Origin of the sequence: Isoptericola sp. NPDC060257, from assembly GCF_042726645.1 — a bacterium.
Taxonomy (GTDB): domain Bacteria; phylum Actinomycetota; class Actinomycetes; order Actinomycetales; family Cellulomonadaceae; genus Isoptericola; species Isoptericola nanjingensis.
The window spans coordinates 1-10,675 of record NZ_JBHXAW010000147.1 but is presented as its reverse complement, the minus strand read 5'-3'; the positions used below and the strand labels follow the sequence as shown (position 1 = coordinate 10,675).

12 protein-coding genes and 1 pseudogene are annotated in these 10,675 nt (G+C 74.5%); 2 read left to right on the top strand and 11 right to left on the bottom strand.

Annotation, left to right across the window (positions count from 1 at the left end; translation table 11 throughout):
• The 10 genes and pseudogenes from ACFWEK_RS13080 to ACFWEK_RS13035 all read right to left on the bottom strand — a co-directional run.
• A pseudogene (locus ACFWEK_RS13080) lies at positions 1-588 on the bottom strand (hypothetical protein); the annotation flags it as partial.
• Entirely contained in the window at positions 581-1,153 is a 573-nt protein-coding gene (gene nadD / locus ACFWEK_RS13075; protein ID WP_430545895.1) for a nicotinate-nucleotide adenylyltransferase, read from the bottom strand. The pseudogene ACFWEK_RS13080 and the gene nadD, both read right to left, overlap by 8 nt.
• Before the next feature lie 64 nt (positions 1,154-1,217).
• Positions 1,218-1,370, bottom strand: coding sequence for a hypothetical protein (locus ACFWEK_RS13070; protein ID WP_430545661.1), 153 nt, complete (start codon positions 1,368-1,370; stop codon positions 1,218-1,220).
• Positions 1,371-1,431: 61 nt separating this feature from the next.
• Positions 1,432-2,760, bottom strand: coding sequence for a glutamate-5-semialdehyde dehydrogenase (locus ACFWEK_RS13065; RefSeq protein WP_430554326.1), 1,329 nt, complete (start codon positions 2,758-2,760; stop codon positions 1,432-1,434).
• Between the two features lie 43 nt (positions 2,761-2,803).
• A complete protein-coding gene (locus tag ACFWEK_RS13060) occupies positions 2,804-4,291 on the bottom strand; it encodes an alpha/beta hydrolase family protein (protein ID WP_430554325.1) in 1,488 nt (495 codons plus the stop codon).
• A 72-nt stretch (positions 4,292-4,363) separates the two neighbouring features.
• Positions 4,364-5,494, bottom strand: a complete 1,131-nt coding sequence (gene proB / locus ACFWEK_RS13055; RefSeq protein WP_430545664.1) for a glutamate 5-kinase — start codon at positions 5,492-5,494, stop codon at positions 4,364-4,366.
• Between the two features lie 25 nt (positions 5,495-5,519).
• On the bottom strand, positions 5,520-7,037 hold the full coding sequence (obgE, locus tag ACFWEK_RS13050) for a GTPase ObgE (protein WP_430545665.1): 1,518 nt from the start codon (positions 7,035-7,037) through the stop codon (positions 5,520-5,522).
• A 92-nt stretch (positions 7,038-7,129) separates the two neighbouring features.
• Positions 7,130-7,387: a 50S ribosomal protein L27 gene (gene rpmA / locus ACFWEK_RS13045; protein WP_429764026.1), complete on the bottom strand. Its 258-nt coding sequence runs from the start codon at positions 7,385-7,387 to the stop codon at positions 7,130-7,132.
• Positions 7,388-7,471: 84 nt separating this feature from the next.
• Positions 7,472-7,780 (bottom strand): 50S ribosomal protein L21, encoded by a 309-nt coding sequence (rplU, locus tag ACFWEK_RS13040; protein ID WP_430545896.1) that lies wholly within the window; start codon positions 7,778-7,780, stop codon positions 7,472-7,474.
• Between the two features lie 235 nt (positions 7,781-8,015).
• Entirely contained in the window at positions 8,016-8,225 is a 210-nt protein-coding gene (locus ACFWEK_RS13035) for a dodecin family protein (protein WP_429732001.1), read from the bottom strand.
• A 126-nt stretch (positions 8,226-8,351) separates the two neighbouring features.
• Between ACFWEK_RS13035 and ACFWEK_RS13030 the strand changes: the two genes are divergently transcribed.
• Positions 8,352-8,975, top strand: a complete 624-nt coding sequence (locus tag ACFWEK_RS13030; RefSeq protein ID WP_430554324.1) for a protein-L-isoaspartate O-methyltransferase — start codon at positions 8,352-8,354, stop codon at positions 8,973-8,975.
• Positions 8,976-9,011: 36 nt separating this feature from the next.
• Here ACFWEK_RS13030 and ACFWEK_RS13025 read toward each other — a convergent pair whose 3' ends face one another.
• Complete coding sequence (locus ACFWEK_RS13025) at positions 9,012-9,857, bottom strand: hypothetical protein (protein WP_430554323.1); 846 nt, start codon at positions 9,855-9,857, stop codon at positions 9,012-9,014.
• Between the two features lie 93 nt (positions 9,858-9,950).
• Between ACFWEK_RS13025 and ACFWEK_RS13020 the strand changes: the two genes are divergently transcribed.
• The coding region (locus ACFWEK_RS13020; RefSeq protein ID WP_430554322.1) for an inositol monophosphatase family protein at positions 9,951-10,675 on the top strand (725 nt) is incomplete at its 3' end.

The window sequence follows — 10,675 nt, the reverse complement described above, 5'->3', positions numbered from 1 at the left end:
GGCGGCGCCGTCGGGGCGCGGCGCGACCGTGGCCGGCGGGCTGGCCGCCGGGGCCGCGGGCGCGGCGCTCGCCGGGGTGCTCGACGGGGCGGCCACCGGCGGCAACCCGTACCCGGTGGCGGAGCCCGCCGCGGCGGCGCCCTGGTCACGGCGGGTCGAGGGACGCGCGGGCGGCGCGGCCGGGGCGCCGGACGGCGCCGCGGGACGCACCGAAGGCGTCGGGGCGACGGCGCGGGACATCTCGCCGGTCGGTCGCTGGATCGGGGCCAGCCGACCCGTCTCGTCCAGCCCGCGCACCCCGGCGGAGGTGGACGGCGGCCGCACCATCGGCGCGGGCGCGGGGGCGGGCGCCGGGCTCTGCTCGCGGAGGGAGCGGCGGGACGGCGCGCTGGCCGCCGGCGCGGAGAACCGCGGCGCCGGCGCCGGCCCGGCGGGCGGGGCGAACGGCGACCTCGCTGCGGCGGGCTCGCCGTACTCGGGCCCGGACGGCGCAGGCGGACCGGCGCTCGCCTGCGCGGCGGCGGCCGCCTGCTCCCGCTCGCGGATCTCGCGGCGGGTCAGCGGGCGGGACGGGTTGTTGTCACTCATCGAGACCTCGATACAGACCGTGCTTGGCGATGTACTGGACCACGCCGTCCGGCACCAGGTACCACACCGGTTGGCCGGCCTGCGCCCTGCGACGGCAGTCGCTCGACGAGATCGCCAGCGCCGGGACCTCCAGCGTCGTGACCCCGTCGTGGGGCAGGCCGTCCACCATGAGCTGGTGCCCCGGCCGCGTGACAGCCACGAAGTGTGCCATCTCCCACAGGAGCGCGGCATCCTTCCAGGTCAGGATCTGCTCGATCGCGTCGGCGCCGCTGATGAAGAACAGGTCGGCGTCGGGTCGTTGCTCGTGCAGGTCCCGCAGCGTGTCGACGGTGTAGGTGAGGCCCGGACGGTCGATGTCGACCCGGCTCACCGTGAACCGGGGGTTCGACGCCGTCGCGATCACCGTCATCAGGTAGCGGTGCTCGGCCGGGGACACCCGCTGGTGCTGCTTGAAGGTCGGCTTGCCCGTGGGCACGAAGACGACCTCGTCGAGGTCGAGCAGCGCCGCCGCCTCGCTGGCGGCGACCAGGTGCCCGTGGTGGATGGGGTCGAAGGTGCCGCCCATCACGCCCAGGCGCGGACGGCGCGGCTGCGACGACGGCTCGTTCACGCTGACCGGACGGGGGCCGTCAGTGGTGGCGGTTGGACACGTTGCGGAAGGCGTACGTCACCACGAGCGCGGCGACCAGGCCACCGAACGCGAGCAGACCCATCGCGATCGGGGAGATGGTCTCGGCGTGCTCGGTGGCCTCCTGGGCCACCTGGACGGCGGTGTGCAGCACGGGTTCCTCCTGTGCGGGGTGGGCAACGGGTTGCTGACGGGCAGGGTCGGGGGTCAGTCTCTCACGCGGGCCGGACGTGCCCGTCGCCGTGCACGACCCACTTGGTGGTCGTGAGCTCGGCCAGGCCCATGGGCCCGCGCGCGTGCAGCTTCTGCGTGGAGATGCCGATCTCGGCGCCGAGGCCCAGCTCGCCGCCGTCGGTGAAGCGCGTCGAGGCGTTCACCATCACGGCGGCCGAGTCGACCTCGGCGACGAAGCGCTCGGAGGCGGCCAGGTCCCGGGTGAGGATCGCCTCCGTGTGCCCCGACGACCAGGTGCGGATGTGCTCGATCGCGTCGTCGAGCGAGTCGACGACGCGCACGGCGAGCTCGAGGGCGAGGTACTCGGTGCCCCAGTCGGCGTCGGTCGCGGGGAGCACCTCGACCGACTCGGGCGCGAGGGCGACGGTGCGCGCGTCGCCGTGCAGCACCACGCCCGCCCCGCCGAGCGCCGCGAGCGCCGCGGGGAGGAACGCCTCCGCGGCGTCCGCGTGCACCAGCAGCGTCTCGGCCGCGTTGCACACCCCGACCCGCTGCGTCTTGGCGTTCATGACGATCTCGACGGCGTTCGCGACGTCGGCCGTGGCGTCCACGTACACGTGCACGTTGCCGACCCCGGTCTCGATGACCGGCACGGTCGACGACTCGACGACCGTGCGGATGAGGTCGGCCCCGCCGCGCGGGACGAGCACGTCCACGAGCCCGCGCGCCTGCATGAGCGCGACGCCGCCCGGGCGCCCGTACGCGTCGATCGTCTGCACGAGGTCGGCGGGCAGGCCCTGGGCCTCCAGCGCCCGGCGCAGCACGTCGACGATCACCGCGTTGGACGACGCCGCCGCGCTGCCGCCGCGCAGGATCACCGCGTTGCCCGACTTCAGCGCCAGGCCCGCGGCGTCGACCGTGACGTTGGGCCGCGCCTCGTAGATCATGCCGACCACGCCCATCGGCACGCGCAGCTGGCGCAGGCGCAGCCCGTTCGGCAGCGTCTGGCCGCGCACCACCTCGCCGACCGGGTCGGGCAGGCCGGCGAGCTCGCGCAGCGCGCCGGCGATGGCGCCGATCCGCGCCGGCGTGAGCGCCAGCCGGTCGAGCAGCCCGTCGCTCAGGCCGCGCTCCCGCCCGCGGGCGAGGTCGTCGGCGTTCGCCGTCACGATCTCGTCGGCCGCGCCCTCGAGCGCGTCGGCCAGCGCGTGCAGCGCGGCGTCCTTCGTGGCCCTGGTGGCGGTCGCGAGCGTCCGCGACGCGACCTGGGACCGCCGGGCGACGTCGCGGACGGCGGCCGCGACGTCGTCGCCGGCGCTGCCGGCACCCGCGCCGCCCGCCGTCAGGTCCTCCGTGAGGGTCGTGGTCATCCCCCGAGGGTACGACGGCGGCGCGCGCGGCGGCAGGCCCCTCTCACCAGGAGGGACGGGGCGCGGGCGGCGGCACGAACCGGGTGAACGCCGGGGCGTGGTCGAAGGTCTGCAGGGTGACGACCTCGAACGTGGCCCGGTAGTCCGGCCCCAGCGCGTCGGCCGCCCGGTTCAGCGTGCGCGGCGCGAGCGACGGCCAGCGGCCGGTGTCGATGCGCCGCTCCAGCGTGCGCAGCGCCACGAGCTCCTCCCCCAGGCTCACGGACAGGTGCGCCCCCCGCTCGACGTACAGGCTGCGGAACCGTCCCGGGTCGCCCGCCTCGCGCACGCGGTGCGCGAACGAGCGCTCGGCCGACGGCGGCGCCCCGCCGTCGCCCGTCGTGTGCAGCGTGAGGACGGGCGACGGCGTCGTGCCCTCCGGTCGGTGCGCGACCATCGCCGCCCGCGCCGCCGGGTCGGCCTCGATCGGCTCCGCGGCCTCCAGCGCCGCCAGGTCGTCCCGCAGGTCGAGCCCGGCCCGCGCGTAGGCGGCCACGACGTCCGGCGCGGCGCCCGACCGTGCGAGGCGGGCGCGCAGGTGGTCCAGGTCCGTGCTGCTCGGGTTGCCGCCCAGCGTCGCCTCGAGGTCGACCCGGCCCGTGGGCCCGAGACCCAGCGTGTAGGCGCCGATCAGCCACTGCGCCTGGCCGCGGGCCCGCTCCTCGAGCGTGGCGGGCCGCGGCTCGTTCATCCCGTACCAGCCCGTCACCGTGTTGAGGGACGCGATGAGCGAGATGCGGGCCCGCCCCTCGGGCGTCTCCTGGGCCTCGGCGAGCGCCGCCACCAAGGCGTCGCGGCTCGCCCCCGGGTCCTCGGCGTCGACGAGCTCGATCGGGTTGCCGTGGGCGTCGGTGCCGTCGGTGAGCAGCACCTGCGTCGCGAGGTTCATGTCGAGGATCGCGTCGAGCTGGCCCACCCAGTCCAGGACGCCGCCCACGGTGAGCACGCCGTCGATCCGCCCCGGCTCGGTCTCCGCGTGCTTGACGGCGGTCACCGCGCCCATCGACTGCCCGTAGGTCACGGTGCGGTCCGGCTCGGCGACGTTCTCCTCGAACCAGTCCAGCAGCCGCGACTGGTCGCCCACCGCCGTCGGGACCGTGAAGTCCAGGCCGTCGCCCTGGAAGAGCGAGCCCGCGACGGCGTACCCGTGGTCGGTGAGCACGCCCTCGCTGAGCTCCTGGTTGCCCAGGAGATGGGGCGCGGGGAAGCCGCCGAAGAACTCCGACGGGTAGTGGCCGTGGCTGAACAGCACGAGCGTGCCGTTCCAGTCGTCCGGGACGAGCACGCGGTAGCGGGCTCCCGCCAGCTCGCCACAGTGCTCGGTCACCCCGGTCCTCGTGGGCCCGCACGCGGCAGTCGCGGCCGGTGCGGCGGTCGAGGCGGCCGCCGTCGGCGCGACGACGAGGGCGGCGACGGCGGTGAGGGATGCGGCGAGGACGCCGCCGGCGACGGTGCGGGCAGGGGTCGGGGTGGCGTGGTGCGGACGGCGCATGCCGGCCTCCGGGGTTCGGTGGCGCGCTCCGTGCGCGCCCGTGCCCCTACCGACGCCCGGGGGCCGGCGAACTCATCGCCGGTGCTCGAGCACCAGGTCGTCGCGGTGCACGACCTCGCGGTCGTACCCCTCCCCGAGCTCGGCCCGCAGGTCGAACGTCGAGCGCCCGAGCAGGCCGGGGAGCTCGCCCGAGTCGAACGAGACGAGCCCCCGCGCCACGACCGCGCCGTCGGGCGCGACCAGCTCCACCGGGTCGCCCGCCTCGAAGGTGCCCTCGACGCGCGTGACGCCCGCGGGCAGCAGCGACGCGCGACCGCCGAGCACGGCCCGCGCCGCGCCGTCGTCGAGGTGGAGGCGGCCGTGCGCCTGGGCCGCGTGCGCGATCCACAGCCGCCGCGCCGTCGTGCGCCGGCCGGTGACCGCGAAGAACGTGCCGACGTCCTCGCCCGCCAGCGCGGCGGCGACGTTCCGCGCGCTGGTGAGCACGACCGGCACGCCGGCACCGGTCGCGATCCGGGCCGACTCGAGCTTGGTGACCATGCCGCCCGTGCCGACCGCGCTCCCGCGCGCGGTGACCTCGACCCCGGAGAGGTCCGCGAGGTCCCCCACGTGCGCGATGCGCCGGGCGCCCGGGCGCGACGGCGGCGCGTCGTGCAGGCCGTCGACGTCGGTGAGCAGCACCATGGCGTCGGCCCGCACGAGGTGCGAGACGAGGGCCGCGAGGCGGTCGTTGTCGCCGAAGGTGAGCTCGTCGGTGGTCACCGCGTCGTTCTCGTTGACGACCGGCACGACGCCGAGCGCCAGCAATCGCTCCAGGGAGCGCTGCGCGTTGCGGTACCGCGACCGGCGCACCGTGTCCTCCGCGGTGAGCAGCACCTGCCCGATCTGCAGGCCGTGCGCCGCGAACGCCTCGGTATACCGGGCCACCAGCTGCCCCTGGCCCAGCATGGCGGCGGCCTGCATGGTCGCGACGTCGCGGGGGCGTGCGCTCAGGCCGAGCGGCCCGATGCCGGCCGCGATCGCGCCGGAGGACACGAGGACGACCTGGGCGCCGCCCGCCACCCGCGCGGCCAGGACGTCGACGAGCGCCCGCAGCGCCGCCAGGTCCAGGTGCCCGTCCGGGCCGGTGAGCGACGACGAACCGATCTTGACGACGATCCGGTGTGCCGTGGGCAGGCTGGCGCGGGAGGTGGCGGCGTTCACCCGTGCATTCTCGCCGGATCCGCCGTCAGGCGTCGTCGGGGTCCGTCCAGTGACCCGACTCGCGCTCGGTCCACAGCTCGCGACGCGCCTCCGTCTTGGCGTCCATGCGCTCGTGGTGCTCGCGGCGCTTCTCGCCGCGCGTCGGCCGCGCGCTCTCGTCGAGCCGCAGGTCCGTACCGCGCGCGCCCAGCAGCTCCGGGCCCGTGGTGAGCGTGGGCTCCCAGTCGAAGACGACGGCGTTGGTCGGGTCGCCGATGCGCACCTCGTCGCCCGCGACCGCGCCGGCCTTGAGGAGCTTGTCCTCGACGCCCAGCTTGGCGAGCCGGTCCGCGAGGAACCCGACGGCCTCGTCGTTGTTGAAGTCCGTCTGGCGCACCCAGCGCTCGGGCTTCGACCCGCGCACCTCGTAGTAGACGCCCTCGTGGTCCCTCTTCGCGGTGACCGTGAAGCCCGCCTCGTCGACGGCGCGCGGGCGCAGCACGACGCGCGTCGGCTCGGGCGCGGGGGCTGCCGCACGGGCGCGCTCCACGAGCTCGCCCAGCGCGAAGGTGAGCGGCCGCAGGCCCTCGTGGCTGGCGGTCGAGACCTCGAAGACCCGCAGGCCGCGCGCCTCGAGGTCGGGGCGCACCAGCTCGGCGAGGTCGCGCGCCTCGGGCACGTCGATCTTGTTAAGCACGACGAGACGGGGGCGCTCGGTGAGCGGCACGCGGCCGCCCTCGATACCGAGGTCGCCGGCGTACGCGGCCAGCTCCGCCTCGATGACGTCCAGGTCGCTGAGCGGGTCGCGGCCGGGCTCGAGGGTGGCGCAGTCGAGCACGTGCACCAGCACGGCGGTGCGCTCGACGTGGCGCAGGAACTCGAGCCCGAGGCCCTTGCCCTCGCTGGCGCCGGGGATGAGGCCGGGGACATCGGCCACGGTGTACCGGGTGTCGCCCGCCTGCACGACGCCGAGGTTGGGGATGAGCGTCGTGAACGGATAGTCCGCGATCTTGGGGCGCGCGGCGGAGATCGCCGCGACCAGCGAGGACTTGCCGGCGCTCGGGTACCCGACGAGCGCGACGTCGGCGATCGACTTGAGCTCGAGGACGACCTCGTGCTCCTCCCCCGGCTCGCCGAGGAGCGCGAAGCCCGGGGCCTTGCGCTTCGGGGAGGCCAGGGCGCGGTTGCCCAGCCCGCCGCGGCCACCCTGCGCGACGACGTACTCCGCGCCCGCGCCCACCAGGTCGGCGAGCACGTTCCCGTCGCGGTCCTTGACGACCGTGCCGTCGGGCACGCCGAGCACGAGGTCGCCGCCGTTGGCGCCGTCGCGGTCGTCGCCCATGCCCTGCGTGCCGTTGGTCGCGCGGCGGTGCGGCGAGTGGTGGTACTCGAGCAGCGTCGTCGTCTGCGGGTCCACGACGAGCTTCACGGTGCCGCCGTCGCCGCCGTTGCCGCCGTCGGGCCCCGCCAGGGGCTTGAACTTCTCGCGGCGGATCGACGCGACGCCGTGGCCGCCGTCACCGCCCACGGCGTGCAGCACCACGCGATCGACGAAGCTGGCCATGGTCAGATCCTCTCAGGCAAAGCGACGAGGGGCGCACCGCGACGGTGCGCCCCTCGTCGTGGACTCGGGTGAGTCGAAACGTTCGGTGAGGCTCAGACCTCGGCCGCGACGATGTCGATGACCTTGCGGCCACGACGCGTCCCGAAGGCCACCGAGCCGGCGGTCAGCGCGAACAGCGTGTCGTCGCCGCCACGGCCGACGTTCTCGCCGGGGTGGAAGTGGGTGCCGCGCTGGCGGACGATGATCTCGCCGGCCTTGACGACCTGACCGCCGTAGCGCTTGACGCCGAGGCGCTGCGCGTTCGAGTCACGACCGTTGCGCGAGGAGCTCGCGCCCTTCTTGTGTGCCATCTGTCAGACCTGCTTTCTGCGAAGAACGAGGGGATCAGTGCCGCGGGCCGTGCTGCGGGGTGTCGCGCTCGGCCCGGCGGTGAGTCACTTGATGCCGGTGACCTTGAGGCGGGTCAGCGACTGACGGTGACCCTGGCGCTTGCGGTAGCCGGTCTTGTTCTTGTACTTGAGGATCGTGATCTTCGGGCCCTTCTCGTCCCGCACGACCTCGGCGGTGACCGTGACCTTCGCCAGCTTCGCGGCGTCGGTGGTCACCTTCTCCCCGTCCACCAGAAGCAGAGCGGGCAGCTCCACCGTGTCACCGGCCTGCGCCTTGACTCGGTCCATGACGACGATGTCCCCGACGGACACCTTCTCCTGACGGCCACCGGCCTTGACGATCGCGTACACCACGTTGCTGCTCATCTCTCCTGGTCTGGGCATGCCGCACGACGTTCTTCACCGACTTGGTCTGCAACTCGGCCCGCCGCGGCGGTCGAGTGCGGTGCGTCGTGAGCACACGGGACTGGCACGCCGAAGGCGCGCCGACGTCCAAGACTACGTCACGGTGCCGATCGGTTCAAACGTCCTCCACCGTCGGTGGCCGTGACGTGCCCCACCCCACGGGTCGGTCTCGAGCGAGCGCCGGTCAGCCCTCGAGCACGAACGTCACCTGCAGGTCCACCTGCCACGCGACGATGGCGCCGTCCGACACCTCCACCTTCTGCTCCTTGACCCAGGCGCCGGTGATGTGGCGGACCGTCTGGCCCGCGCGCTCGAGGCCGACGCGGATCGCGTCCTCGAAGCTCGTGTCCGACCGGGCCGTGATCTCCGTGACGCGCGCGACCGTGCCTGCCATGTCGTCCTCCGATCTCGGGCGGGCCGGCGTCCGTCGCCGGCCGTCCCTCCGATCGTCGACCCGGCCGGGCCTGCTCGCCCGGCGTCCCGCCCGGTGTCCGGACCGCTTCGGGGCGACGATGGTGGGATGACCGGGCGGACGGGACGGCCGGCCCTGCCGACGGGGGCCGGGGGCGTCGACGACGCGGTGACGGCCGCGCTGCGCGACGTCGACCGGCGGGGCTTCCTGCCCCGCGCCGGCGTCCGCTGGGCCGAGGCGGACAGCCCCGTCGAGATCGGGCACGGCCAGACGTGCTCGCAGCCGTCGACCGTCGCGGCGATGCTCCGGCTCCTCGAGGTGCCGGTGGGTGCGGACGTGCTCGACGTCGGGGCCGGCTCGGGCTGGACGACGGCGCTGCTCGCCCGCCTCGTCGGGCCCACCGGGTCGGTGCTGGGCCTCGAGCGGCACGCGGACCTCGCCGCCTGGGGCGCGGCCAACGTGCGCCGCACCGGCATGCCCTGGGCCCGGGTGGCCCGGGCCGTCCCCGGCCGCCTGGGCGCCCCGCGCGTCGGAGGATGGGAGCGGGTACTCGTGTCCGCCGCGCCCACCCGGCTGCCCCCGGAGCTGGTCGACCAGGTCGCGCCCGGCGGCCGGATGGTGATCCCCGTGCGGCACGTCATGGTGCTCGTGACCCGCGACGAGCGCGGTGCGGTCCGCACCTCCGAGCACGGGACGTACTCCTTCGTCCCGCTCGTGGAGGACCGGGCCTGACTTTGGCCCCCACGACCCGAACGCCACAGCGTGGGCTCAGCGGACCCTGACGCCGTCCGTCGCCTGCTTGGCGGTGAGGGTGCTGCTTCCGGCGTACTTGACGATCCACGTGCCCGACGACGACTGCTTGAGCTTCTTGGCGTACGTGCCCTTGCTGGACGTCTTCGCGGACCCCTTGTAGACCGGGCCCTTCGATCCCCACGGGTCGAAGTAGATCTTCACCGTGCGGCTCGTGAGCGGTCGGAGCGCGCCCTCACCGTAGTGGTAGTCGGGGTTCCAGTACCGGAGCGTGCCCTTGACCGTCACGGACGACCCCTTGCGCACGGGCTCCGGGGTAGCGTTGGCGGACAGGTAGCTGGCGCGCTTGAAGGAGAAGGAGTCCGAGTAGGTGCGCTCCGGCAGGGTGCAGTAGTGCTCCCAGGTGTATCCCTCGTCATCGACTCCGTAGACCGAGAAACTCCGGTCCACGACCGCTCTGGCGGAGTACCGCCCGAAGTCCTCCCAGTCGTACCAGCGGCTCGAGGTGACGCTGCCGGACCTGGCGTTCTTGCCCGAGTAGAGGAACGCCCCACCACCCACGGAGTTGCCGTACCGGTCGTAGTACCCGATGTCCATAGACCAGTCGAGCTCGCCCCAACCGGTGTAGGCCTCGCCGTACTCGGGGTACGACTCGTCGGCGAAGCATTCATGGATCTGCGCGCTCGTCGGGTTCTTCACCGAGTAGGTGATCTTGGCCGTCTTGTTGTGCTGCCCGTTGTACAGCACGACGTCCGGGTGGCTGACGCTCCCCGCCGACCCGCTCGACGCGGCCTGCGCCGGGGCGACCGTGAGGCCGGTGGCCACGACGGCTCCTGCGAGGATCGCGGCGATCGTGCGCTTCATCTCTTGTCCTGTCCGACGTTCTGTTGCGTGCCGAAGGAGACTATGCAGCCGTCCGGCGTCTGACGAGGATGAAGTTCTGCCATGCTCGGCGTCGTGACGATCGATTCCGAGGTCGCGGTCGAGGCCGCGCTGGCCGGCGCCGCGGTGGTCGCCGGTGCGTTCCGGCGACCCGTGACCCGCCACGCGAAGGTCGGGCTGGACTTCGCCACCGACACCGACGTCGCCGCCGAGCGGGCGGTCCGTGACGTCCTCGCCGCGGCCCGGCCGGGCGACGCCGTCGTCGGCGAGGAGCTCGGCGCGTCCGGCGGCGACAGCGCCCGGAGGTGGTACGTCGACCCGCTGTGCGGCACGCTCAACTTCGCCGCCGGTGTCCCGTCGTTCGGCGTCAACGTCGCCCTCGCGGAGCGTCGCGGCGCCGTCGAGCACGTGCTGGCCGCGGCCGTCGCGGACCCCCTCACCGGCGAGGTGGTGTGGACCGACGGCGTCCGCACCCGCGTGCGGCGCGCGGCGGACAACCCCGACGTCGATGCCTCGCCCACCCCCGTGACCCGCCTCGTCAACATGGACGTCGACAACGGCCGCGGGGCGCCCGCGCTCGTCGCCGACGCCGGGCTGCGCGGGGCCTGGGCGGTCCGGGTCGCGTCCAGCTCGCTCGCGCTCGCCTGGGTGGCCGCGGGCCGGCACGCCGCCTACGTGACCGGGGCCGACGTCGACGGCAGCGTCCACTTCCTGCCCGGCGTCGCCGTGTGCGAAGCGGCCGGGTGCGTCGTCACCGACCTCGACGGCGGGCCCGTGCACGGCGGGCGCGGCATCGTCGC